The organism is Streptomyces sp. NPDC031554, assembly GCF_055580685.1.
Genome location: NZ_JBVIKX010000012.1, coordinates 183796 through 208282, shown reverse-complemented (window position 1 = coordinate 208282; position 24487 = coordinate 183796). Strand labels below are relative to the sequence as shown.

Annotated in this window: 25 protein-coding genes and 1 pseudogene; 19 read left to right on the top strand and 7 right to left on the bottom strand. The window is 70.1% G+C overall.

Annotated features, from left to right (window positions below):
* Positions 1-409: 409 nt before the first annotated feature.
* Genes ACZ5FU_RS28155 through ACZ5FU_RS28140 form a run of 4 tightly spaced genes read left to right on the top strand, consistent with a single transcriptional unit; the run spans position 410 to position 3805 of the window.
* Positions 410-1297, top strand: coding sequence for a 3-hydroxyacyl-CoA dehydrogenase family protein (locus ACZ5FU_RS28155; RefSeq protein WP_469047291.1), 888 nt, complete (start codon positions 410-412; stop codon positions 1295-1297).
* Positions 1290-1580, top strand: a complete 291-nt coding sequence (locus ACZ5FU_RS28150; RefSeq protein ID WP_469047290.1) for an acyl carrier protein — start codon at positions 1290-1292, stop codon at positions 1578-1580. The genes ACZ5FU_RS28155 and ACZ5FU_RS28150 overlap by 8 nt, the downstream gene beginning before the upstream one ends.
* Entirely contained in the window at positions 1573-2724 is a 1152-nt protein-coding gene (locus ACZ5FU_RS28145; protein WP_469047288.1) for an acyl-CoA dehydrogenase family protein, read from the top strand. Before ACZ5FU_RS28150 ends, ACZ5FU_RS28145 begins: the two co-directional genes overlap by 8 nt.
* A complete protein-coding gene (locus tag ACZ5FU_RS28140) occupies positions 2714-3805 on the top strand; it encodes an HAD-IIIC family phosphatase (RefSeq protein WP_469047286.1) in 1092 nt (363 codons plus the stop codon). The genes ACZ5FU_RS28145 and ACZ5FU_RS28140 overlap by 11 nt, the downstream gene beginning before the upstream one ends.
* Here ACZ5FU_RS28140 and ACZ5FU_RS28135 read toward each other — a convergent pair.
* Positions 3759-4445 (bottom strand): O-methyltransferase, encoded by a 687-nt coding sequence (locus tag ACZ5FU_RS28135; RefSeq protein WP_469047285.1) that lies wholly within the window; start codon positions 4443-4445, stop codon positions 3759-3761. The two genes, ACZ5FU_RS28140 and ACZ5FU_RS28135, sit on opposite strands and share 47 nt — an antisense overlap.
* A 56-nt stretch (positions 4446-4501) precedes the next feature.
* Entirely contained in the window at positions 4502-6151 is a 1650-nt protein-coding gene (locus ACZ5FU_RS28130) for an MFS transporter (RefSeq protein ID WP_469047284.1), read from the bottom strand.
* A gap of 179 nt (positions 6152-6330) precedes the next feature.
* On the opposite strand from ACZ5FU_RS28130, the gene ACZ5FU_RS28125 reads away from it, so the two are divergent.
* Entirely contained in the window at positions 6331-7254 is a 924-nt protein-coding gene (locus ACZ5FU_RS28125; protein ID WP_469047283.1) for a hypothetical protein, read from the top strand.
* Between the two features lie 178 nt (positions 7255-7432).
* Here ACZ5FU_RS28125 and ACZ5FU_RS28120 read toward each other — a convergent pair whose 3' ends face one another.
* The gene (locus ACZ5FU_RS28120; RefSeq protein ID WP_451530558.1) at positions 7433-8029 is read right to left on the bottom strand and encodes a TetR/AcrR family transcriptional regulator; all 597 of its coding nucleotides are present in this window, start codon (positions 8027-8029) and stop codon (positions 7433-7435) included.
* 62 nt (positions 8030-8091) lie between these two features.
* Here ACZ5FU_RS28120 and ACZ5FU_RS28115 point away from each other — a divergent pair, with 62 nt between their 5' ends.
* From ACZ5FU_RS28115 to ACZ5FU_RS28100, 4 genes are all read left to right on the top strand, one after another.
* Entirely contained in the window at positions 8092-8970 is an 879-nt protein-coding gene (locus ACZ5FU_RS28115) for an NAD(P)H-binding protein (RefSeq protein WP_469047282.1), read from the top strand.
* A gap of 541 nt (positions 8971-9511) precedes the next feature.
* A complete protein-coding gene (locus tag ACZ5FU_RS28110) occupies positions 9512-9892 on the top strand; it encodes a hypothetical protein (protein WP_451530556.1) in 381 nt (126 codons plus the stop codon).
* A gap of 635 nt (positions 9893-10527) precedes the next feature.
* Complete coding sequence (locus ACZ5FU_RS28105; protein ID WP_469047280.1) at positions 10528-12240, top strand: subtype B tannase; 1713 nt, start codon at positions 10528-10530, stop codon at positions 12238-12240.
* 730 nt (positions 12241-12970) lie between these two features.
* Positions 12971-13267, top strand: coding sequence for a DUF7489 domain-containing protein (locus ACZ5FU_RS28100; RefSeq protein WP_451778622.1), 297 nt, complete (start codon positions 12971-12973; stop codon positions 13265-13267).
* Positions 13268-13472: 205 nt separating this feature from the next.
* Here the strand turns inward: ACZ5FU_RS28100 and ACZ5FU_RS28095 are convergent, their stop codons facing one another.
* A complete protein-coding gene (locus tag ACZ5FU_RS28095; RefSeq protein ID WP_451530553.1) occupies positions 13473-13877 on the bottom strand; it encodes a peptidase inhibitor family I36 protein in 405 nt (134 codons plus the stop codon).
* A gap of 501 nt (positions 13878-14378) precedes the next feature.
* Between ACZ5FU_RS28095 and ACZ5FU_RS28090 the strand changes: the two genes are divergently transcribed.
* Positions 14379-15407, top strand: coding sequence for a helix-turn-helix domain-containing protein (locus ACZ5FU_RS28090; RefSeq protein ID WP_469047278.1), 1029 nt, complete (start codon positions 14379-14381; stop codon positions 15405-15407).
* Positions 15408-15503: 96 nt separating this feature from the next.
* A complete protein-coding gene (locus ACZ5FU_RS28085; RefSeq protein WP_451530551.1) occupies positions 15504-15824 on the top strand; it encodes a carboxymuconolactone decarboxylase family protein in 321 nt (106 codons plus the stop codon).
* A 45-nt stretch (positions 15825-15869) separates the two neighbouring features.
* Here the strand turns inward: ACZ5FU_RS28085 and ACZ5FU_RS28080 are convergent, their stop codons facing one another.
* Positions 15870-16475, bottom strand: a complete 606-nt coding sequence (locus ACZ5FU_RS28080) for a helix-turn-helix domain-containing protein (RefSeq protein WP_451530550.1) — start codon at positions 16473-16475, stop codon at positions 15870-15872.
* Positions 16476-16618: 143 nt separating this feature from the next.
* Here ACZ5FU_RS28080 and ACZ5FU_RS28075 point away from each other — a divergent pair, with 143 nt between their 5' ends.
* A complete protein-coding gene (locus ACZ5FU_RS28075) occupies positions 16619-17605 on the top strand; it encodes an alpha/beta fold hydrolase (RefSeq protein ID WP_451530549.1) in 987 nt (328 codons plus the stop codon).
* A gap of 289 nt (positions 17606-17894) precedes the next feature.
* Here the strand turns inward: ACZ5FU_RS28075 and ACZ5FU_RS28070 are convergent, their stop codons facing one another.
* A complete protein-coding gene (locus ACZ5FU_RS28070) occupies positions 17895-18575 on the bottom strand; it encodes a class I SAM-dependent methyltransferase (RefSeq protein WP_451530548.1) in 681 nt (226 codons plus the stop codon).
* Positions 18576-19192: 617 nt separating this feature from the next.
* Between ACZ5FU_RS28070 and ACZ5FU_RS28065 the strand changes: the two genes are divergently transcribed.
* The 7 genes and pseudogenes from ACZ5FU_RS28065 (at position 19193) to ACZ5FU_RS28035 (ending at position 22660) form a co-directional block, all read left to right on the top strand.
* Entirely contained in the window at positions 19193-19819 is a 627-nt protein-coding gene (locus ACZ5FU_RS28065) for a class I SAM-dependent methyltransferase (protein WP_451530547.1), read from the top strand.
* A 182-nt stretch (positions 19820-20001) separates the two neighbouring features.
* A pseudogene (locus tag ACZ5FU_RS28060) lies at positions 20002-20106 on the top strand (helix-turn-helix domain-containing protein); the annotation flags it as partial.
* A 177-nt stretch (positions 20107-20283) separates the two neighbouring features.
* Positions 20284-20787, top strand: coding sequence for a GNAT family N-acetyltransferase (locus ACZ5FU_RS28055; RefSeq protein ID WP_451530546.1), 504 nt, complete (start codon positions 20284-20286; stop codon positions 20785-20787).
* Positions 20788-21200: 413 nt separating this feature from the next.
* Complete coding sequence (locus tag ACZ5FU_RS28050) at positions 21201-21632, top strand: phage holin family protein (protein ID WP_451530545.1); 432 nt, start codon at positions 21201-21203, stop codon at positions 21630-21632.
* On the top strand, positions 21629-22081 hold the full coding sequence (locus tag ACZ5FU_RS28045) for a DUF3618 domain-containing protein (RefSeq protein WP_451530544.1): 453 nt from the start codon (positions 21629-21631) through the stop codon (positions 22079-22081). The genes ACZ5FU_RS28050 and ACZ5FU_RS28045 overlap by 4 nt, the downstream gene beginning before the upstream one ends.
* 80 nt (positions 22082-22161) lie before the next feature.
* Complete coding sequence (locus ACZ5FU_RS28040) at positions 22162-22353, top strand: DUF4235 domain-containing protein (protein ID WP_469047277.1); 192 nt, start codon at positions 22162-22164, stop codon at positions 22351-22353.
* Between the two features lie 178 nt (positions 22354-22531).
* A complete protein-coding gene (locus ACZ5FU_RS28035; protein ID WP_451530542.1) occupies positions 22532-22660 on the top strand; it encodes a hypothetical protein in 129 nt (42 codons plus the stop codon).
* A 336-nt stretch (positions 22661-22996) separates the two neighbouring features.
* Here the strand turns inward: ACZ5FU_RS28035 and ACZ5FU_RS28030 are convergent, their stop codons facing one another.
* The gene (locus tag ACZ5FU_RS28030; RefSeq protein WP_469047274.1) at positions 22997-24307 is read right to left on the bottom strand and encodes a PP2C family protein-serine/threonine phosphatase; all 1311 of its coding nucleotides are present in this window, start codon (positions 24305-24307) and stop codon (positions 22997-22999) included.
* Positions 24308-24487 lie beyond the last annotated feature (180 nt).

The following is a 24487-nucleotide window of genomic DNA, read 5'->3' as shown; positions in this document are numbered from 1 at the left end:
CGCACGTGCATCCTTCGGTCTTTTCCGCAAGGGCCGTTCGGCTCCCGCGATGTTCAACTGTCCAGCTTGGGTGGTTGAACACCCCGACAACCACGCTCACTTGGTGGTTGTCGGAACGCGTGGCGCCGTCGGGGCCACCGTTCGCGCGGTCCGCGGACGACGCCCTTGCGGGATCGGGCGGCCCGGTGTTTCCATGAGGCGCACCGTCACGCCCGCCACCCGATGAGGGCCCTTTGGGCCGTGCTTTCCCGCGTGCGAGCCCTCGGTCGTCAGGATTCGCCGGGACCGCGGGCACTCGTTTCCCTTTTTCTTTTCCGTCCTGATGCGAATTACCGATGTTCCGATGGAACATGAAACCGTCACGCCGGGACGGTCCCGTACCGCCGGCGTGCGGACGTGAGGAGGACCCGTGCCGGAAGACCCCGACCACCCCGCACGGCACCGGCTCGCCGTCCTGGGCGCGGGCGTCATGGGTGCGAACATCGCCACCCTGGCGATCGGCCGTGGCGTTCCGGTGATGCTGGCCGACATCGACGGGACGGCTCTCGACCGGGCCGTCCCCCGCATCCACCACCAGCTCCGGCACGCCCGGCTCCTGGGCGCGCTGCCCCCGGACGTCGAGCCGGGGGAGCTGGTGACGACACGGTCCCTCACCGACGAGCCCGGCACCGACGCGGTGACCGCCGTGATCGAGGCCGTCGTCGAGTCGACCCGCGTGAAGAAGGAGGTGCTCGCCCAGGTCTCGGCCGGACTCCGTCCGGGCACTCCGCTGATCACCAACACCTCCGGCATCCCCGTCGACGAGCTGGCCGGCGCGGTGGCCCGGCCGGAGGAGCTCGTCGGCGCCCACTTCATGAACCCGACCTACCTCATCGAACTGGTCGAGGTGGTGCGCGGACCGCGGACCTCGGAGCGGACGCTGCGGTCGGTCGCGGCCCTGCTGACGGCCCTCGGCCGACGGGGACTGGTGGTGGCGGACTCACCCGGCTTCGTCACCAGCAGGCTGCTCCACCCGATGATCAACGACGCGGTGCGGGTCGTCGAGCAGGGCACCGCCGACGCCACCACGGTCGATCAGCTGATGGAGGGCTGCCTCGGCCACCGGACCGGCCCGCTGCGCACCGCCGACCTGATCGGCCTGGACAACCTCGCCGACGCCCTCTCCGCCCTGTACGAGCGGACCGGCGACGAGCGGTGCCGGCCGGCGGAACTGCTGCTGAAGAAGGTCAAGGAAGGCGCCCTCGGCCGGAAGTCCGGCAGGGGGTTCTACGACTACGGAAGGCAAGGCCATGAGTGAACGGACCGCCGGCACGGCCCCGGCGACCCCGGAGGACGTGGAGAAGGAACTCCTGGAGTACCTGGCGAACCGGCTCGCCACGTCGGTCGCCGCCGACCAGGACATCTTCGACTCCGGGCTGGTCACCTCGATGTTCGCCATGGAACTGGTGATCCACCTGGAGCAGACCTACGGCATCACGGTGGGCGGCCGTGACCTGCGGCTGGACAACTTCCGCACCCCCCGCGGCATGGCCGCGCTGGTGACACGGCTGCGCGGCGCGGAGGCGGCGGACCGTGGCTGACCGCCTCTCCGAGAGTCGCCCGCTGGTCCGCGCCCTGGCGGAGACCGGCGCCGGCGACTGGGACCTGGCGGGCGAGATCCCCCTCGACGTGCTGCGCAAGATCGGCGGTCAGGGGGTGCTGTGCGCCCAGGTGCCGGCCGAGTACGGCGGCATCGGCGCCACCAGCCGGGACAACGGGGAGTTCACCGCGTACGTGGGGAGCCTGTGCAGCTCCCTGCGCAGCGTGATGACCTCGCAGGGGATGGCGGCCTGGACCGTCCAGCGGCTCGGCACCCCGGAACAGCGACGGACCTTCCTGCCCGAGCTGACCGCAGGAGGCCTCGCGGCCGTCGGCTTCGCCGAACCCGGGGCGGGCAGCGACCTGTCCGCCGTCCGCACGACGATCCGCCGCGAGGGCGACAGCGTGGTGGTGGACGGGCGGAAGCGGTGGATCACCGTCGGGTGCTACGCGGACCTGCTCCTGGTCCTCGGCCGTCTGGAGGACGGCGTCGCCTTCGTCGCCGTACCGGCCGACGCCCCGGGGGTACGGATCGAGAAGGCCGTCAACCCGATGGGGTGCCGGGCGGCCGGCCACGCCGACCTGTTCTTCGACGGCGTGCGGCTGCCCGCCGACCGGGTCCTCGGCGACACCGCCATGATGAGCTCCATGGTGATGACCAGCGCGCTGACCTACGGGCGCATGTCGGTCGCCTGGGGCTGCGTGGGCATCCTGCGCGCCTGTCTGCGGGCCGCGAGCACCCATGCCGCCACCCGGGAGCAGTTCGGCCGCCCGCTCGCCGAGCACCAGCTGGTGGCACGGCACCTGGCGGAGCTGCTGGTGTCGGAGCGCGCGGCGGCCCACGCCTGCGAGCAGGCCTCGCGCGCCTGGGACACCGGCGCCCCGCAGACCGCGACGGAGGCGGTGCTGGCCAAGCACACCGCCGCGACCCGCGCCGCCGCCGGCGCGGCGTCCGCGGTGCAGGTGCTGGCCTCCGCGGGGGCGCAGGACGGCCATGTGGTGGCCCGCGCCTACCGGGACGCCAAGCTGATGGAGATCATCGAGGGGAGCAACGAGATCTGCCAGACCCTCCTCGCCCGGTACGTCGTCGCCGAGTACGGCCGCACCGGCGCGGACAGCGCCCCGGGAGGAACGGATGGCCGATGAGCCGGCCCTGGTGAAGTGTCTCGTCTGGGACCTGGACGACACCCTGTGGCAGGGGACCCTGTCGGAGGACGGCGACGTACGGCTGACCGACGGGGTCCGCGAGGTGATCAGGACCCTGGACGCCCGGGGCGTCCTGCAGTCGGTCGCCAGCAAGAACGACTTCGGGCCGGCCTGGGAACGCCTGGAGGAGCTGGGGATCGCCGGGTACTTCGTCGTGCCCAGGATCGGCTGGGGCCCCAAGTCCGAGGCGGTGGCCGGGATCGCCGAGCGGCTGCGGTTCGCGCACCGCACCGTCGCCTTCATCGACGACCAGCCGTACGAGCGCGCCGAGGTGGCCCACAAGCTGCCCGAGGTGCGCTGCTACCGCGCGGACCAGGCGCTGGAACTGACCGGCTTGCCGGAGTTCAGCCCGGCGACGGTGACGGTGGACTCGGTCCGGCGCCGCGCCATGTACCAGGCGGGTTTCCGCCGCGAGGCCGAGCAGGCCGGGTTCAAGGGGCCCGACGAGGAGTTCCTGCGCTCCCTGGAGCTGGAGATGACCGTCGGCCGCGCGGGGGACGAGGAACTCTCCCGGGTCGAGGAACTCACCCTGCGCACCAGCCAGATGAACGCCACCGGCGTCCACTACCCGGACGCCGTGCTGCGCGGTCTGCTGACCGATCCGGACCACGAGGTGCTGGTCACCACGATGTCCGACCGGTTCGGCCCGCACGGTGCGGTGGGCGTGCTCCTGCTGGAGCGGCACGCCCGGGTGTGGCACCTCAGACTGCTGGCCACCTCGTGCCGGGTGGTCTCCTTCGGGGCGGGCGCGGCCCTGCTGAACTGGCTGACCGACCAGGCCGCACGGGCCGGCGTCCACCTGGTCGCCGACTTCCGGCCCACCGACCGCAACCGCATGATGGAGGTCGCCTACCGGTTCGCCGGTTTCACCGACGACGCCTGCGACTGCGGAGCGTCCCTCGGGGAGGGGCCGGACGACGTCCAGCGGCTGCACCTGCTGCCGGAGCGCCGCCCCGCGCCCTCCACCCTGCGGCTCACCGCGGTGGATCTGACGGCTCCCGCCTCTTGTACACCAGGGTGATCCCGTCGGCCATCGGGAGGAGCGAGAGCTCCACCCGGTGGTCGTCGCGCAGCAGGGCGTTCAGTTCCCGGACCGCTTCGGTGTCGCCGTCCCGGGCACCCTCGTCCACCACCCGGCCGAAGAACAACGTGTTGTCCACGACGATCAGGCCGCCCGGCTTCACCAGGACCAGCGCGGCCTCGTAGTAGGCGGGGTAGTTCGCCTTGTCCGCGTCGACGAAGACGAAGTCGACGGATTCCGCCCCCCGCTCCGTGGTCAGCGCGGCCAGCGTCTCGCGCGCGTCACCGATCCGCAGGTCGACGCGGCCGGCCACGCCGGCCTTCTCCCAGTGGGGCCGGCCGATCTCCGGCCAGCGGTCGGTGATGTCGCAGGTGGTGATCCGGCCGCCGGCCGGCAGCGCGCGGGCCATGCACAGGGTGCTGTAGCCGGTGTACGTGCCGATCTCCAGGACCTCCCGGGCCCCGGTGAGCCGGACCAGCAGGGCCAGCAACTGGCCTTCCTCCGCCATCACCTGCAGGGCGGAGCCCATCGGAAGGGCCTGGGTCTCCTCGCGGAGGGCGGCCAGTACGGGGTCCTCGCGCAGGGAGACGGCCCGTACGTAGGAGAGAAGAGCGGGTGTGCAGTCGACCTGGTCTGCCATGGAGGGCACTCCTGTCCACAGAGGGGAACGGCGGGGGGACGGAACGGCGTCGGGCGTCAGTGCTCGGGAGCGGCCGTCTCGCGGCTGGATCCCGTCGGGCCGGCCGTCGCGCCGGCCTTCTCCCCGGGTGCGGTTTCGTCGCTGGTCCGGGTGACGAGCAGGGCCAGCAGGGCGCCGAGGAGGGCGACCGCGGCCGCCGTGGTGAAGGCCAGTCGCATGCCGGACAGGAAGACGTCCTGGGTGAGGGCGGTGATCCTCTCGGCGAGCGCCGGGGGCGCGTCGGCGGGGACGGGGGCCTGTCCCACCGATATGGCGTCGGACGCCTGGCGCAGCTGGGCTCCGGACGGTGTGGGCAGTCCGGCGTCGGCCCAGCGGTCCGGGAGGTCGTCGCCGACCCTGGTCGCCACCAGGGCGCCGAGTACGGCGGTGCCGAGGCTGCCGCCGACCTGGAGGGCCGACTGCTGGAGTCCGCCGGCCAGACCGGACAGCTCCTCGGGCGCGTTGCCGACGATCACACCGGTGGACCCCACCACGACCGGCGCCAGTCCCAGGCCGAGCAGGACGAACCACAGGGAGGTGGTCAGGGTCGAGGAGTCGGCGGTGAGCCTGCCCAGCCCGAACAGGGCGACGGAGGTGATCAGCATGCCGCCGAGCATGGGGAACCGCGGGCCCAGCCGGGAGATCAGCTGTCCGGCCAACGGGGAGCCGACGATCATGATGGCGGTGAGCGGGAGCAGATGCCGCCCGGCTTCCGCGGGACCCATGCCGTGCACGTTCTGCAGGTAGAACGTGATGAAGAACAGCCCGCCGATCAGCGCGAAGGCCATGAGGGTGGCCAGTACGGTTCCGGCCGACAGGGAGCGGGAGCGGAACAGGCTCAGCGGCAGGAACGGTTCGCGTGCCGTGTTCTCCCGGATGACGAACAGCACGAACAGGACCGCCGCGGCCGCCAGGAGGAGCCAGGTCCCGGTGTCGCCGTGGCGGAGCTCGTCCGCTTTGATCAGCGCGTAGACCAGGCAGAACATCGCCGTGCACAGCAGCACCACGCCGGGCGGGTCGAAGGAGCGGGGGACCCGCTCCGGTGCGTGGCGGGCCAGCAGCAGGAGGCCCGCGACGACGACGCCCGCCCCGATGGGGACGTTGAGGAAGAACACCGACTGCCAGTTGACGTGCTCCACCAGCAGCCCGCCGACGATGGGGCCGGCCGCGGTGGAGGCGCCGATCACCACGCCGTAGACGCCGAGGGCGACCGGGAGGCGTTCGGCGGAGAAGGTGGCGCGCAGCACGGCGAGGGCGGCCGGCATCAGCAGGGCGCCGGACAGTCCCTGGAACACGCGCAGGGCGATGACCAGCCCGACGTCGCCGGAGAGCCCGATGCCGAGCGAGCAGAGGGTGAAGCCGGTCACGCCGACCAGGAACGCACGGCGGTGGCCGAAGCGGTCGCCGAGCCGGCCGGCCGGGATCAGGAAGCCGGCCAGGGCCAGCAGGTAGCCGTTGGTGACCCACTGGACGTCGGCCAGCGAGGCGTCCAGATCCTCCTTGATCACCGGGTTGGCGATGGCGACGATCGTCATGTCGAGGTCGGTCATCATCACGCCGAGGCTGACGATCACGAGGGTCACCCAGGGCGCCCCCCGTAAGCGGTGTCCGGGCGCGTCCGCCGGGGAAGACGCCTCAGCCGTCGGCGTGGGTGTGTCTGCGCCCATCCGCTGATCCCTCCTGTCGTCGGTGACCGTCGTCGGCGACGACACCATGGTTGAGACTCCATGTTCAGAATTCTGAGTATCAAGAGTCGGTGTCGAGGGTCAACATCCCAGGGTCCGGTCCTCGCCCGCCGAATCGGCGTAACGTGCTGTCGACGTGATGACCATGAGGGGTGAACGACTTGGCCGATGTGCCATCCATGGGGTCCGGGCTCTCCCGCCGACGGCGCAGGCTGTCGGACGAGGAAACCGAACAACGCATGCTCCAGGCCGCGATGAGCATGATCAACAGCTCTGGCCTGACCGTGGGGCTGGACCACATCAGCTTCGAGGACGTCATCCGCCACGCCAGCGTCGCGCGCAGCGCCGCCTACCGCCGCTGGCCCTACAAGGACCTGTTCTTCAGCGACCTGCTGAAGGAACTGGCCAGGGGCGCCAGTCCCGTCATCAGCGTGTCCAACCCGGTCGCGACCGAGGCGGTCCACCAGGTCATCCTCGACCACCTGGACTGGTTGACGCGGCCCGGACTGCGGACCGCCCTGGTGGCGGAGGTGCTGCGCCAGGGGGCGCTCGAGGAGCTCCAGATCTTCTCCGACTCCCCGGAGTGGCGCACCTACCTCGCCCTGCAGGCCACCTTCCTGAGCCTGGCCGACAGCGAGTTGCGGACGGAGATCCAGGCATCCCTGCGGAAGTCCGAGGCCGACATGGCCGCCGGACTGGCCACCGCCTACGAACGGATCGCCGGGCTGCTGGGCTGCCGTCTCCGGCCCGATCTGGGGGTCACGTTCACCGACGTGGCCCGGCTGACCACCGCGGCCATCCGGGGCATGGTCGTCATGGCGCCGACCAGCCCGGAACTGGCCACCCGTACCGTCCACGCCGACCCGTTCGGCGCGCCCGCACCCGCCGACTGGAACCAGCCCGCCCTCGCGCTCGCCGGGATCGCCATGACGTTCGTCGAGGCGGACCCCGCGGTCCACTTCGACGGGGAGCGCATCGAGACCCTCCGCGCCGAACTCACGCCCCCGCCGCCGCGACAACGCGGCCGCCGCAAGAGCACCACCCAGCGGGCACGCCAGGCGGAGGAACCGCCCCCCACGCGTTAGGCACTTGTCCGGCGGATCACGGGCGGAGCCACCGGCGGACCGACGGCGAGGCGGGGCCCCTCGTCGTCGGCGTGGTGATTCCCCTCGGCGCGCCGACGGGCGGAGGGGCCCTGTCGTGGCGCAGCTGTTCCCCTCGCGTGGGGAACCCGACCGCGACCCGATGTCGTTCAGCCGCCTGTCACGGCAGTTGGCCGAATGCCTGGTCGGCATCGGCCACGGCTTCGGGGTGGACGTCGTGGGCGGTGCGACCGTCGACGATCTTCTGCCAGTTGGCCCGGGCGAGCACCCGTTGGACCGCGAGCACCTGGGCGGCCAGCAGGCGTGCCCGGATGCCTTCGCCGAGGGCGTCCGCCAGTGCCTCCTCGTCCTCGAGCCGGTACCGCGTGAGCCGTCCCGCCAGGCTCGGTGTGGTGAACACCAGCCGATGGAACGCCACCACCTCGGGATGGTCACTGAGGCCGGTGACGGGGTCGTACCGGTCGAGGCCGGCCCGGAAGTGCCGGTGCAGCGCCGTCACCGGCTCGATGCCCGACGCACGGTCACGTACGACGCGTGCCGCCTCGCCCTGGTGATCCGCGAACCGGTACAGCACCAGGTCTTCCTTGGTGGGGAAGTACCGGAAGAGAGTCGGTTTGGAGATCTCGGCCGCCGCGGCGACGTCGTTGACCGAGACGCTGTCGAAGCCGTGCTCCAGGAACAGCGAGACGGCCGCCTCTCCGATGGCGTCGCGCGTCCGCTCCTTCTTGCGGGCCCGCAGTCCCGTCGACTCGCTCATCCGACCACCGTAACATTCGTTACCGAGTTGCTTTTTTAACCGAGTAAAGTTTTCATGGCGGCATGCATCAGACAGGCATTCCTCCCGTGCTCGTCACCGGCGCGACGGGCCGGGTCGGCCGCCTCGTCGTCGACCGGCTCCTCGACGCGGGCGTGCCGGTCCGTGCCCTCACCCGTCGTTCCGCGGCGGCGGCGACGCTGCCGGCGAAGGTCGAGGTCTTCGCCGGTGACCTCACCGTGCCCGAGTCGCTCGACCCGGCGTTGAGTGGCGCCGGCGCGGTCTTCCTCGTCTGGACCGCCCCGCCTCGGACCGCGGAGGCGGTCGTCGAGCGGCTGGCGGCCCACGTGCGGCGGGTCGTCCTCCTCTCCTCCCCGCACCGGACGCCGCACCCCTTCTTCCAGCAGCCCAATCCCATGGCGGTGCTGCACGCCGGCATCGAACGGCTCGTCGGGGCCACCGGACTCGAGTCGACGATCATCCGGCCGGGGATGTTCGCGTCGAACTCGCTGGCTTGGTGGGCGCCCGCGATCCGGGCCGGCGAAGTCGTCCGATGGCCTCACGGCGCTGCCGAGTCGGCACCGGTCGACGACCGCGACATCGCGGCCGTCGCGGCGCGGACCCTCCACCAGGACGGACACGTCGGAGGCGACTACGTCCTCACCGGCCCCGAATCGCTGACCCTGGCCGCGCAGGTGGACGTCATCGGTGACGCCCTGGGGCGCCGGATCGCATTCGAGGAGATGACGCCGGACGAGTTCCGACGTCTGTGGGAGGGCACGGTGCCCGGCTCGGCCGTCGACATGCTGCTCGCCGCGTGGAGCGCGGCGGTCGGACAGCCCGCACACATCACCACTACAGTGGCCGACGTCCTCGGGAGGGCACCGCGAACGTTTCGACAGTGGGCCGTCGACCACGCCATCGCGTTCACGGAGGGTTCGTGACCTCGCCGACCGGCGACCACGACCGCGCCTGCGACCTGGCCTGCGACCTGGCCCCGGGCCGCAGCTCTCGGTCCGCCGTCGCCCCGGCCCCCGCCCGGCCCTCCGCCCCGGAACGCGCCGAGCGCGTGAGCGCGGGAGGCCCGGCCGGCCCGGGGCGTCGTGCGCACCGACAGGCCGCGCGCCGGCGGTCCGAGCGCGCGACATCGAGCGGTGCCTGCCGGCCCGGCCGAACGGTGCGAGGTGAGAACGCCGCCTCCTCACCACCCCCCGGACGGACGTGCCCGGTCCGCTCGTCGCTACAGTGCGGATCATGTCGAACGCCCGACCCGCGGAGCCCGGCCCGCAGGGCCCGTACCGGCCGCCCCAGCCCCCGGCGCAGCAGGTTCCGAACATCCCTGCCGGCCCTCCACCTCCCCCTCCCCAGGCCGCGTACGGCCCCGGACCCTATGGTGTCCCTGGCCCTCACGGCGCTCCCGGACCGTACGGGCCGGGGACATGGGGCCGGCACCCCCAACCGTTTGCTCCGCCCTTCCCGCCCGCCATGCCCGCCTCCGTGCGGGGCGCTCAGGTGGTGAATTTCGCCGTCGCGGGACTCGGAGTGCTGCTCACCGTCGTCACGGGCGCCACGGTCGGCGCGGAGGCCGCCGGACGTTCCCTGGCGGGGTATCTGACGGCGCTCGTGCTCTGCGTCCTCGCCTTCCTCTACCCGAAGGCGGGCAACGGCGTCCGGGTCGCCTCCGTCGTGCTGGCCGTCCTGCAGATCCTCGCCGGCATGGGCGCCGCGGCGAACCACGACTTCGGGGGCGTCCTCGCGCTCGGCGCTGCCGTCGCCGTGGTCGTGCTGCTCACCCAGCGCTCGGCGATCCAGTGGTTCGGGCGGCCCCGTACGCCCGGCGCACCGCCGCAACCCCCGTACGTCTGACACCTGCTCACGTCCGTGCGTACGCGCACGGGAGGCCGGTGCACCCGACCGCCCGCCTCCCGGGAGACGGATGCGGGGTCCCCGCCCTGTGCCGCGGGGCGGGGGCGGGAGTCCACCCGCGCGGGAAGCGACCGCGGCGGCGCCGTCCGCGCCCGGCGCCGGGAACGGCCCGGCCCGTCGAGCCCGGGTTCGTCTTCGAACGGGCCTTGCCCGGAACGGGAACGACGTGAGACCGACCGCCGCCTCGTACGAGGCGGCGGTCTTCTCGTGTCCGGTCGCGATCGCGCGGAAGCCCTTCTCCGGAACGGTGCGGGCGATGCCGCGCGGCCAGGGAGCAGGTCCTGGCGAGGCCCACCACCGTGCCGCCCCTTCTTCCCCGCGCTTGACCGGCGAGTGCCCCGTCCGGCACCGCGCGGAAGCCGCGACGAAAATGTCCGCGAGATTGCTGTGCATATTGTTGACAATCTTGTAGCGTGCGTCACGCCTCGACCCCGAGGCATCGGTGAAGCGTTCGGTACCCGATGAGGGGAGACCCCATGCAGCGGCACTCCGCGTCCCTTGGACGCGAGGCACTCACCCACCCGGCGGAGACCCGGGAAGGACGCCCGGCGCCCCGCGCACATCTCCTGAGAGGCGTGGCGCTCGCGGGCTCACTCGCGCTCACGGCCACCGTGGTGCCGGCCTCCGTCGCGGTGGCGAGCGCCGGTGCGTCCGCCGCGCGGCATCACGGCCGTGCCGCGGACCCGCAGGACGCCGCGCTGGACTTCGACTCCGCCGCCTACACGACGATCGCCGTCACCGTCGACGGCCGGCCGATGAAGGTGCGCTGGTACAAGGAGATCTGCTATGTCGCGAAGCCGGTCGCGGCGGCGGCCCGGCAGCCCGGCGGACCCGGTGGCGGCGGCACCACGGTCTCCGACACCGCCTGCGGTTACCAGAGCATGAACGTGTTCGTCCCCGAGAGCGCCTTCGACGACCAGCGGGCGCCCGTCTACTTCGCGGTGAACAACAGCGGCTGGAAGGCCAGTCACCTCAGGGCGAGCGTCACCGCCGGCGCCTCCTACGACAGTTCGACCGGCAACGTCGGCGCCGCGCTGAAAGCGGGTCACGTCTTCGTCGACGTCGCCAACCGCAGCCGCGGCCTGGTCGGCGCCGACGGTTCGGCCCCCGGAAAGGCCCCCGCGGCGGTGACCGACGCCAAGGCCGCGGTGCGCTACCTGCGCCTCAACGACGCCGTCATGCCCGGCAGCGCGGAGCGCATCGTCGTCAACGGCACCAGCGGCGGCGGCGCGCTGGCGTCGATCCTGGGGGCTTCCGGCAACAGCGCCGAGTACGACCCCTATCTGGCCGCGGTCGGCGCCGCCGGTGTCGACGCCGAGGGCCGCAGCACCCTGCGCGACGACGTCTTCGCCGTCAACGCCTACTGCCCGATCACCGACCTCGGCAACGCCGACATCGCCTACGAGTGGCTGTACAACGTCCTGGGCACCCGCGACACCACCGACTCCAACCCCTCACCCGAGGCGGCCGCGGAGACGGCCTCCCGGTTCGGGGCGTACGAGAAGAGCCTCGGGCTGCGCGACCCCGACGGCTCCCGGCTCACCACCGCGACCATGCTCGACACCATCGAGAAGGAGGTCGTCCGCTCCGCGGAGACCTACCTGGAGGCCGACCCCGCCCACACCGTCCCGCCGCTGGGCGACACCTTCGAGATCACCTCCGGCGGCCCCGGGGGCCCGCCCACCACCAAGTCCTACGTCAACGACTGGATCGACGTCGACCCCGCCACCCGCGAGGTCCGCTCCCTCGACATGACGAAGTACCTCGCCTTCGTCGCCACCCAGGCCACCCTCAAGACGACCCCCGCCTTCGACGCGGTCGGGGTCGACGGGAACACCACCAGCGGCACCGAGACCGACCTCTTCGGTCCGCCGACCCGGAAATACCTGAACTACACCGAGTACGGCTGGAACCACAATGACGTCGCCGGCGACGGCAGCGGCCTCGACGACACCGGACTGACCTGGAAGCAGTACACCGCGAAGCAGAGCACCACGGTCGACGAGCAGGTCCACCTGATCAATCCGATGGACTTCATCGGCACCCGCGCCGACACCGCGCCGAACTGGTACGTCCGTCACGGCACCCGCGACCGGGACACCGCGTTCACCGTCCCGGTCAACCTCGACCGGGCACTCGCCGCCGACCGGCAGGTCGAGAACCTGGACTACCGGCTCGCCTGGAACCAGCCGCACGCCGGCAACTACGACGTACCCGAGGCCATGGCCTGGATCGCCGACATCGTCGGCGAGGCCGGCGACCCGCTCACCTCCGGCCGCCGCGGATAGCCCGACGCGGCCGACGACCGGTGCCGCGACGCCGTCCGACGTCGCGGCACCACGGTGACCTGCCGTCGAACGCGCGGGTGCGAAGGCGAGTCGCGGCCCGGCCCGTCGCTCCCGGTGGCCGGGGTGCCGGGGACGCGGGCCCACGTCGCGGAACCGGTGGCCGCGCTCGGCGGACCCGGCCCTGTGCCGTTGCCCTTGCCGTTCCGGGTGCGGTCGGCTCCTGACGCCCCCTCGCGAGGACCTCCCCCCCCGGACGGCGGCGCCCGCGGGCGAACGGCCGCGGGGGAGGGGATCCGGGCGCCGTCGGCCGTGCGGCGGATCCCGTACGACAGGGCCCGCGGCCGACAGGGTCCGCGGCCGACAGGGTCCGCGGCCGGGCGGGCGGCGGCCTCGGCTCAGCCGCCGGTCATACGGACGGTTCGCGTGCGGCGGGGCCGGGCGACTCGATCAGGCAGACGGTGGCGGGCCGTCGGCACATCGAGGCTCCGGTGATGCGGGGCGACCTCGGCCGGTCACCCCGTCAACCGGAGCCTCCTTGCGGTCGTGACGGCCTCGCCGGTCCCGTCACCCTCCGGTGACCTGCACGACGCCCACCACCCGGACCATGGGTCAGCCCTGACCCCGGACCGGGGCCGAACAGCCCCTCCGGATATGCCTTCTGGGCCGGTGCCCACAAGACCGGTACGCTGCCGTGGACGGCCTGTGCCATCGTCGACGCAGGGGGGCGCACATGTCGAACACCCTTGTCCTGCTCCTCTCCTTCGGCCCGCTCGCCATGGTCCTGGCGATGATCGCCGCGCGCGGGTCGCGCGAGAGCAAGGACGCCTACACCGGGGAGGTCACCGGCCGGGGGGTCAGCAGTTCGACCGGTACCTACGGCCCGACGGGCCACTACATGATGCACATCCGCACCGACGACGGGCGGGAGCTCGGCATCGAGGTGAACGGCCGGACGTATCGGTCGCTCGCCGTCGGCGACCGGGTGGTCAAGGAGTGGGGTAGGCGCTGGCCGGAGCGGTCGGAATGACGGAGCGAACAGCTCTGCCGCACCGTCCGGCACGCCCTCGCCGCCCACGGACACGGCATGCGGCGCTGCCTGCCGAGGACAGGGAAAGGCCCACATCCCGCACGTCCTGACGGCCGTCTCCGTCAACTCGGGCTCACCCCGAAATGGAGCGTCACCGGACCGGGCTTGTGTCTTGGCTGCGGCTGCAACCCCTGGCCGCGTCACCTCAGCAAGTGGATGATGTCCGGTCGTTGAAGGTGTTCACGCCGAACCACGAACCGTCGTTGTTGTAGATGGTCACGCTGCTGAGATTGGCGATCCTCTCACCCGGTGTCAGCCTGACATACTTGCCACCGTGGCCGATGTCCTGGTACAGCCTGATGGTGGTGGCGGAATTGTTGACCACCGACGACGTGATGTCGTTGAATTCCCAGCCCTTCAGATTTTCTATGCAAGCCCCGATCCTGGTGATGTTCAACATTCTTCCGCCGTAGTTGTAGTCCTGGAAGAGGCAGATCTGATTCGTTCCACAGTCGGATTCTGCCGCATTCGCCGGAGCTCCCGATGCGACCAGCATTCCACCGGCGACCAAAGCCGTCGCGGTGGCACCGGTCAACGCTTTGACCCACATGGTCTTGACTCCGTTTCACAGCAGGGGACATTGCCGATCATGAACCTAAGGGCCGGCTCTCAGGGCTGTATAGAAGATCAGTGCCGACCACCGAACACGGTTCCCTCACCAGCTGCCGTGGAGCCAGTCTGATCGCGCGGGCGCTGGATTGCCGGAGGTGCCGCCCGGTCCCTCCCTGCTTGCGGTGGACGACCGGGAGCGGTCGTCCTCCAAGCCGGCGGGCAGGCGGCGATGGCGCCTGAGACGGCTGACCGCAGGGCGACCGACATCGCCCACACGGTTCGGACGTGTGCCGATCGCGCAGAATCCGTCAGGGGGACACGTCGATCACATGCCGCCCAGGGGTGCGAAGTTGAACCAGGATGCCACTTCCTTGATCGTTATCGACAGGAGTCAACGGCAACCAGTAGTATGGAAATTTTACGAGTGGGTTGTTTCTGCGTCACCCCCTCCGCGTTCAAGTGCGCTCGAAGCCGGTCAGCGTGTCGAAACGAGGTGACGATGAATAATCGAAAGATAGAAGATGTCGCGAAATTTCCCGTAAAGGGAGGTCGCGCAACTCATTTCAAAAGTGTGATACATCTGACGGCTCGGCAGATCAGGGAATCTCAGCGAATATCCCAGGAATGGAAAGGCGGTCCGCTCGCGCATCTCGCGCGTCTCACCATTCCGCAGCCGTCCGCCGATCGGGGATTTAAATTTTCGGCGAACGGCCGTCTCTTCGGCGACCTGTTCTTCGCCAGAGTGTACTGCGACTCTTTGGCCGGCATTTCCGGGAACGATGCGGATCAGGACCCGATCGTGGCCCATTTGGTGACTTCCGGTCGACTCATCTACACGAGGAACGGCGTATCCCACACCGCTGTGCCCGGCCAGATCCTCATTCGTGACGCAAGAACGACCTGGGATTTCACCTGCGCGCCGGCCACCAGGGCACATGCCGTGACGATACCTCGCCAGCTGGTGCTGTCGCGCATGGGATCACCAAAATCCCTCGGCAAGGCGTACGTTTCCGACGTCACGACCCCCGAGGTTCGGTTTCTTCAAAATTTCCTGGAAGCGCTTGAGAAAAGCAGTGGCGATCTGGACCGTTCCGTTGCCGCACAGGAGATCGCGCGAGATGCCTGTGCAACCCTCTTCTCCGGGTTGCTTTCCGATCGATCATCCTCGGGGATGCAGGATCACTCGAACGCTACGATGCATGCCGCAAGGAATGTCATCGAGAAAAATCTCGACAAGAAAGACCTGTCTCCCGTGATGGTGTCTCGACTCATTGGGGTGTCGTTACGCACATTGCATCGATCTTTCTCGGGATCGAATGATTCAGTCATGTCTTTCATTCGTCGGCGACGCCTGGAAAGGGCGCATGATGAACTATTGCAACGGGGTGCCAACGCCAATGTGTCCGAGATTGCGGCGCACTGGCAGTTCGCGGACGCGAGCCACTTCATCAGGTACTTCAAATCATTCTACGGAACCACACCTGCCGCCTACCTCAGGAATTTCGGCGCGGCAGGAAAAGAATACTGACACGAAGCGAACGGTTGAGGTTTGAATCAGTGAGGTTTCCTCAGAGGCTGAGTTCAACCTTTCTGCGGACCGTGGTCCACCACCTCTTGAAGGCGATTGCTGCCGAGGGCGTCGACCCGAAGCTGCTCGCCGCTGGTACACCTGCGCGTCAGCCAGATCAACGGCTGCTCGGCGTGCCTCTACGCCAGTATTTCCGGAGGGAAGAAGGTGGGTGACAGCGACGAGCGGCCGCACCACGTCGCGGCGTGGTGCGAGGCGCCGTTCCACACCGACGCGGAGCGCGCGGCACTGGCGCCGGCCGAGGCCGCCACCCGGCTGCAGGACGGTGCGCCGGGCGTCACCGACGAGATCCGGGAACAGGGCCTGCGCCCCTTCCGCGCCCCCGATGCCGCTGGGGACGACGAGGAAGAGGGCTGACGTCCTGGGCGTATCCGGGGCGTCAGGCCGTTCGTCGGCGGCTTGCTACCGAGCTCGGGGGCCGGGGGCGGGCGGGGTGCGCGGTCGCAGGCGCTCTCCCTGCGGCCCGAACATGATCAGGTACTCGACCGGGCCGCCGGGGCCGGCGTTCGCGACCCCGTGGGGGTTGCGGGTGTTGAACTCGACGACGTCCCCGGCACTCAGGACGAGGTCCTGGTCGCCGAGTGCGAGCCACAGCCGCCCGTACAGGACGCACAGCCATTCCCAGCCGTCGTGGGAGACCTGCCGAGGCCTCGCGGGCGGCTCCTGGACGGCGGGTAGGACGTGCTTGTGGGCGTGCAGGCCCCCGACGTACCGGGTCAGCGGCAGCACCGCCTTGTCGTCGCCGAAACGCCGGAGCGCGGAGGTGCGGGGCTCGGCGGCGGGGGCGATGCCGGCCAGCTCGTCCAGGGAGACGCCGTACTCCTTCGCCAACTGCAGCACCACTTCCAGAGTGGGCTTGCGCCGGCCGGTCTCGATCCGGGACAGCGTGCTCGGGGAGATGCCGGTCGCGCAGCTGACGCCGGTGAGCGTGGAGCCGCGGTGTTCGCGCGCAGCCCGCAGCCGGGGGCCCATCGTCGCCAGCGTGTCGGCCACGTCGTCGCCCGTCACCCGCTCCGCCCCCTTCCGGACGTGCCGCTCCACCATCCTGTCCTGCAAGTTTGCCAGATGGGCAAGGGCAATCGCGGTGGACGGTCGCCGCGCCGCATGATCGATGCGTACCCGCACTCACCCGCGAACCGAGGAGAAGCCCCATGCAGCCCGAGTCGCCCGCCGTGCTCCGCCACCGCACCGTCGAAGCCCCGGCCGGGCGCCTCCACCTGGTCGAGCAGGGCACCGGCCCGCTGGTTCTGCTCGTGCACGGCTTCCCCGAGTCCTGGTACTCCTGGCGCCGCCAGCTCCCTGCCCTCGCCGCGGCCGGCTACCGGGCGGTGGCGATCGACGTGCGCGGCTACGGCCGCTCCTCCAAGCCTGCGGAGACCGACGCCTACCGGATGCTGGACCTGGTGGAGGACAACGTCGCCGTCGTCCGTGCCCTCGGCGAGGAGAGCGCGGTGGTCGTCGGCCACGACTGGGGCTCCAACATCGCCGCCACCTCCGCCCTGCTCCACCCCGAGGTCTTCCGGGCCGTCGCCCTGCTGAGCGTCCCGTACGCGCCACCCGGCGGCCCCCGTCCCACCGGCATCTTCGGCCGGATCGGCGGCCCCGAGCAGGAGTTCTACGTCTCCTACTTCCAGGAGCCCGGCCGCGCTGAGACGGAGATCGAGCCCGACGTGCGGGGCTGGCTCGCGGGCTTCTACGCCGCCCTGTCCGCCGACACCATGCCCGCCCGGGGCGAGCCCGACCCGCACTTCGTCGCCCACGGCGGCCGGCTGCGCGACCGCTTCCCCGCCGGACCGCTCCCGGCCTGGCTGACCGAGGAGGAACTCGACGTCTACGCCGGTGAGTTCGAGCGCACAGGTCTGACCGGCGCCCTCAACCGCTACCGCAACATGGACCGCGACTGGGAAGATCTCGCCCCCCACCGCGGCGCCCCGATCAAGCAGCCGTCCCTGTTCATCGGCGGCGCTCTGGACGCCTCCACCACCTGGATGTCCGACGCTGTCGATGCCTTCCCCACCACCCTCCCCGGCCTGACCGCCTCCCACCTCATAGAGGGCTGCGGCCACTGGATCCAGCAGGAACGTCCCGAGGAGACCAACCGTCTGCTGACCGGCTGGCTCAACACCCTCACGGGCTGAACCGCCGGGCGCGGCCGGGGCTTTTGTCCACGGAACGGTTCGGCCCGCGTACCCGAAGCGCAGTGGCCGGGCCGGCTGCTCCTCTTGGACATGGACCGGTGAACGGCCGCCGCAAGCTCCGAGTTCTGACCGGACCAGGACCTCGTGGACGCTGTCACGGCCGGGATCGGAGTCGCCGCCGGCCGGCGTCGCACGATGTTCCATCGTCCGACGCCAGTGCTGAGCCGACGGCAGTGACGCTCAAAACTGTGGCTCCCGGTGTCGAACCGGCACCGGTTCTGCGCAAATATCAGCGCAGCCGGCGGACGCGCAGCACCAGGTCGTCGGTGTGGTGCGCGCCTGCGCCGCCGTCCGGTGCCACGCGAGGCCGTTGCTCGTCCACCTCTATCTCCCAGTCGTCGTCGAGCAGATCAGCGATCATCGAGGGCCAGACGTAGTCGGCTGGGTCGAATCCGCTGTCGTGTACCTGCTGGGTTTCCATGCCCGCATGGTGTACGACCAGCAGGACGCCGCCGGGCGCGACGGCCGCGAGCAGCGCTCGCTCGGCCGCAGCATCGGGGGTGCGCAACAAGGCCGGGTACTGCGCGGACACCAGGTCGAAGGAGGCCGGCGGGAGTGCCGCCTCGGTGAGTGCGGCGTGTACCCAGTGAATGGCCAGGCCGGCGTCCCGCGCGTGCCCGGCCGCCCGCTCCAGTGCCACGCCCGAGACTTCGAGCGCGGTCACGTCCCAGCCGCCGCGCGCGAGCCAGACGGCGTCCGCGCCCTCGCCGCAGCCGACGTCGAGCACTCGCCCAGGTGTGAGCCCGGCGACCTCCGCCACGAGCGCGCCGTTGGGCCGGCCGCTCCACAGCTGTTGTCGGTCGGCGTAGCGGTTGTCCCATTCCGCCCGTACCGCAGGGTCGCCGAGGTAGCCGTCGGCAGGTGAGGGGGTGTTGGACGAGGGTGATCCTGCTGCGATGTCGTTGGTCACGGGCCCACCGTCGTGCAACGGGTCCTGAACTGCCACTCTTGTTGCTGGTTCGGCAAAACAGCGTGCCGGTGGCGTCGCGCGTGTCCCATGGGCACCTCGACCTTTGCGGCTCTGTTTCCGGCCGTTCGTGATGACCTGCCGAAAAGGCGACGAAACCGGACGAGGCCGGTGGGAGGTCTGCGACAGACCTCGGAGTGATCACACGTGTGACTCGATGCTTCAGTCGTCGAGTTCCGCCACGTATCGCGCTCAGGCCCCGACGTCATGGTCGAGCCACTCCGTTACAGGGCTGATCAAGAAAACAACGGGGGAGGGGCCCTGCAGCGAGCCGCTCGTCGAGCCGATCGTCGAGCCGGCTCCGGCGTCTCCGGCATGGTGCAGCCACCAGCAGCATCTCCGGTCCCTGGGGTGAGCCGGGCGCTCCAGGTCCGACGCCTGGTACACCTGCCGCACCCGCGACGAAGACCATCAGGATGTGCTGGTGGATCGGATGCCGAGCGAGCTGCGGATGGGGCGGGGCCCGGGCCGTCGGCGACATCGGCTCGCTTGTGCCGTCGATTTGACCAGGGAGTCGATGGGCGCTGTGCTTGTCCTCTCTACCGGAAGGCGCGCAGACGATGAGCAGCCAACGAGACCGCTGGGCGGAACTGACGGGCGGAAAAGCCGGTGAGGACTACGCCCGGCGGTTTGAGCGGCTCGCTGAATCAGGCCATGACATCCACGGTGAGGCCGCCTTGTGCAACGCGCTGCTGGCACCCGCGGCCCGGATCCTCGATGCAGGCTGCGGCACCGGGCGGATCGCGATCCGACTCACCGAGCTGGGTCACCACTGCACAGGCGTGGACATCGACCGCTCCATGCTCGCCGTCGCCCGCCGCCACGCCCCCACGCAAGAGTGGCTCCACGGTGACTTGGCACACCTGGACGGCCTCGGTCTGGAAACCGGCTTCGACCTGGCGCTCGCCGCGGGAAATGTGATCCCTTTGCTGGCTCCCGGTACCGAACCGGCTGTCATACGGCAACTTGCCGCTGTATTGCGGCCTGGCGGCCTGTTGATCACCGGTATGGGACTGGACGCGGAACACCTGCCGCTGCCGGAACCGACAGTGACGTTGGCGGAGTTCGACCACTGGTGCACGGAGGCCGGACTCACGTTGCGGGAGCGCTTCGCCACCTGGGCCGGCGATGCTTACCGTCCAGGCGGCGGCTACGCCGTCAGCGTGCATTCCCGTCCCACCGCCTGAGCTGTCGCTCATCATCCGGCTTCGGTGGAGGGACAGGCCGCGAAGGGCCTTCAGATCCATTTCCCCCAGCCGAACGTGACCAGGTGGGCCCGGGCTGCTCGTCGGGCCGGTCAGCAACTCGCGCGGATCATCACACTGAGCATCGCTGAGGTTGGTGACGGCTGAGTCCGTTCGATGTCCTCATACCCACGACGTTCGGCAGGAAGTTCTACGTCTCCTACAGCGTCTCCGGGAACACCCGGCTGATGCACCGGCTCGGCTTCAGCCCGAAGGTCCCCGCACGACGCGGTTACCGGGGTCCCTGCAGAAGGCCCCGGCGTTCACGCCGGGACGAATGCATCCCAGGACTGCTGTGACGTGCGATCGGGTGATCGCGGGCCCTGCCCGGCATGAGAGCAGGCCCTGACGGCATGCGGGGAAAATCCAGGAGAGCGGACGGGCGCGCGCTGCTACGGTCGGGCGCCATGAGCTGGCTTCCCGATGACTTCGTCCACCCCGTCCTGGTACCGCTGCCGGGCGGCGGCCATCACCTGCGGCCGATCCGGGAGGCGGACACCCCGCTCGACTATCCGGCTGTGATGGGTTCGCGCGAGCGGCTGTGGACCATCTTCGGCCCGGCCTGGGGCTGGCCCGCGGCCACCATGACCTACGAGACCGACCAGGCCGACCTGTTGCGGCACGAGAGGGAGATCGCCGCACACCAGTCCTTCAACTACGCACTGTTCGACGCGGCGGAGACAGCTCTGCTCGGCTGTGTCTACATCGACCCACCGGAGAGGGTCGGCGCGGACGGCGAGATCTCCTGGTGGGTGGTGGACGAGCTGGTGGGCAGCAAGGTCGAGCAGGCCCTCGACGCGCTGGTGCCGCAGTGGATCGCCGCCGATTGGCCGTTCGAGCAGCCGCGTTTCCTCGGCCGCGAGATCTCCTGGCCGGACTGGCTCGCCCTGCCGGAGCATCCCGACATGTAAGGGGTTGTCGCCCGTACCGATCGACGGCGTCCCGCTGCGTGGTGTAGGGGATCTCCGGGGGTGAGTGCGTGGGTTCTGCTCCCTGAGGTGCACCGTCTGCCGGTGACCGCTCTCCGCTCAACCGGCGGGCCACCGGCCTGAGCGGCGTCCGCCCGGTCATCTCCGACAGCCACAGCGGCCTGGTCGAAGCGATCCGCACTGCCGCCCGTACGCGACGTGCCGGCCAGGCCACCGCCGTTCCCCCCTGGCCGCAGCGTGCGGGTAACCCGCGAGCCACATCCCCGTCCCGCTTCTTGAAAGTGAGTCGTGTTCGGTGTCCTGAGCTGGTGTTTTTTGGGTACTCGCGTGCGCACCGCCGACGGGCTCAAGACCCGTCGGCGGAGACCGGACGAACAGGACGGGAGGTGATCGTCGTGTCTACCGTGCAGTCACCCACTGCAGGGAGCAGGGGCAGTCACAGCGGCGGCGAGCCGGTGGGCGAACTGGTGCAGCGGGCCTCGCAGCAGCTGACGGACCTGGTGCGCGGCGAGATGAAGCTGGCACAGGCGGAGATGAAGGAGAAGGGCAAGCGCTACGGCAAAGGCGGCGGACTGTTCGGCGCCGCCGGCGTTGTGGGCTTTTTGATGCTGCAGGCGCTGGTCGCCACCGCGATCGCCGCGCTGGCGGTGCCGCTGCCCGTATGGGCCGCCGCGCTGATCGTCACCGCGGCGCTGGGCGCGATCACCGCGGTCCTGGTGCTGGCGGGCAAGAACCAGGTGAAGCAGGGCGCACCCCTTACGCCCGAGAAGACGATCGACAGCGTGAAGGCCGACGTGGCCGAGATCAAGGAGAGTGCACAGCGATGACCCAGCCGCACGACGAGACCACCGCCTCCCCGACTCCGACACCGAAGGAGCTGCGCGAGCAGGTTGAGCAGACCCGTCAGGAGCTGGGGCGGACGGTCACGGCCCTGGCGGGCAAGACTGACGTGAAGGCCCGCGCGCAGGACATGGCGGCTGAGGCCAAGGAGGGGGCCACCGTCAAGGCGGGAGAGCTGAAGGCCAGGGCCGCCCAGGTCGCGTCCCGGGTGCAGGACAAGCTGCCGGACCTGGTGAAGGACAAGGCTGCCCAGGCGGCCGGGCAGGTCCGCTCGAAGGCGGCCCAGGCGGGTCAGCTGATACAGGACAGGGCCCCGGAGCCGGTCCGCGCCCAGGCAGTCCAGGGTGCGCAGGTGGCGCGGGACAACCGCGGTCTTCTGCTGGCTGCCGCGGGGGCCGGTGTCGTGCTGTGGCTGCTGCGCCGGAGGAAGGGGTGAGCGGTGTGAAGGCCTCGAAAGTTGCCCGCAAGCCGGTCGGTCTCGCCGTGGGCGCCTTTTGACGGTGTGTCGCTGGGGGCTTGTTCGAGCGGGCGCGGAGGATGCGCGGCCACGATGAGGAAGCTCCCGATACCACTGGTGAAGAGCGTGCTTGGATGGAAGTGCTGCTTGTCGCCATGTTGCAGGATGCGATCTTCGTCGGGGTCAAGGCCGCACTTGACCGGGCCGGCGCTGTCGCCACCCGACGCATGACCGGCACTTGGCCCGGTTGAGGCTCGGGTCGAGTTCCTGGGGGTGCCGGAGCCGGTTCAGGGCCGGCCCCGGCACCCCCAGGCCACTTATGGATCCTTCGATTGTCAGGGCTTCACACCCCCCGCTGCGCGCTGCTGCTGTGCTGCCGTCACAAGTGACCGATCTGCGATGGGACCTGACCGACACCCCTTCATGGATGTGGCTGACCTTCACCTGCTGTTCAATCCCGCCCTCAGCGACCCGGCGCTCCGAATCGCCCTCATGGGACTGGGCCGGCGGCCACTGTGGCTGCTGCGCACCGCGGCTGAGACGAATCCGGACGCGTGAGATATCCGTCGGCTTCTGCCTGACGGGCTCGTGTCCTGCATCCGGTCTGCGGTCCAGGGAAATGAGATGACGTTGCGTCAGTTCGTATGGCTGCCGATGTCCTGGATGGTGAGGAGAGTCAGGAGCGCCTGCACTGGAAGACACCCCTCGCCAGGGCGAGGTGCGTCTGAGGAATAGCGGAGCTCGCAGGTCGAGCAGTAATCGTCACGCGGCTGGTCGGTAGCCACCCGCCGCCTCCGCCGGCTCTTTCGGCGCTTCCCGGTCGAGCTTTTGCTGTCCTCGCTGCGAAACGGCATCGTGCACAGGCGTACCGTGCTTTGGCTGCTGCCGGCGAGGTCACTTGGGGCGATGTGATCGGGTGGGTGTCCGTGCGACGAGGAGGGCGATGTCGTCGGTGTGGTCGGTGGCCATGCCGGCGAGGAGTTCATCGCAGAACGTGTCGAGATCTTCGCGGGCGAGGGCAGCGGCGTGCTGTCGTAGGCGGGTCATTCCGTGGGTGAGGTCCTCCCCACGGCGTTCGATGAGGCCGTCGGTGTACATGAGCACGATGGAGCGGGCGGGCAGGGTTTCGATCGCGTGGGCGCGCGGGAGGTCGGGGTCGACGCCGAGGAGGAGGCCACGGCCGCCTTTGAGATAGCGGGTGTCGCCTTCATGAGTGACCAGCAGAGGTGGCGGGTGTCCGGCGCTGGAGTAGGTGAGCGTCCAGCCTCCGCCGTCGTCCTGGTCGAGGAGGGCGTACACACAGGTGGCTGTGGCATGCGGATAAAGCGATTGGTGAGCGAGGTCGAGACGGCGCAGGATCTGCCCGGGAGGTTCTTGGCGGTCGCAGCCGATGCCGCGCAGCATGTTGCGCAGCTGGCTCATGGTGATCGCGGCGCGCAGGTCGTGACCGGTGACGTCGCCCATGATCATGGTGGTGCTGCCGTTGGGCAGGGGGAAGCTGTCGTACCAGTCGCCGCCGACTTCGGCGGTGACGGCGGCGGGTGCGTAACGAGCGGCCATCTGCAGCGGGCCGGTTCGAGGAAGAGCGGGCAGGAGCGAGCGTTGGAGTCGTTCGGCGATGTGCTGGGTCTCGCGGTGCAGCCGGGCGTTGTCCACGCCCAGAGCGATGCGATGGGTCAGGTCCTCCACCATGGCGAGGTCATCGTCGGTGAAAGGCGCGCGATCGGCTGAGCGGCCGATGGTCAGGGCGCCGAGGACCTGCCGGCGGGCACGTACGGGGGCGACCACGGCGGTGCAGGTGCCGAGCTGGTGAAACAGCTCGAGCTGACAGGCGTGCAGCGGGTCGGCAGCCTTGTCGGGGCTAGGGATGTCGGCTGTGGTCACCAGCAGGGGGCCGGCGCCGATAAGCGCGCGTGAGAGCGGACCAACCGGATTTTCCGGGACGTTGGGCAACAGGCCCGTCAGGCCACCGACCGGCAGCAGGCCGGGATCGCGGTGAACGACACTGACCCTGCGAGGACGGCCGTCGTCGTCGAGCAGGTCGACCACGCACCAGTCGGCCAGTTGGGGCACCAGAATGCGGCACACCCGTTGCACCGCGGCATAGGAGTCGAGCGTGCTGGTCATGGCGGTGGTGGTCTCCGCCAGGAGAGTCAGCCGGTCCAGGGCCCGCTGGACCACCTGGTCCACCTCGAAATCGTCCATGCCCCCTCCTTCCCGTCAGGCCCAAGAACCTTCTCGCCGGGCTTACGGAGAAAGGGCCGGTTACGGCTATGGCTTCCTTCGAGGAGCTCGGCAGCTCCCACGCGGCCAACGGTACGTGGCATGGCAACTGAAAGGACGTCATCACCCCGGCAGAACACGAACGCGGGCACACCGAATCCC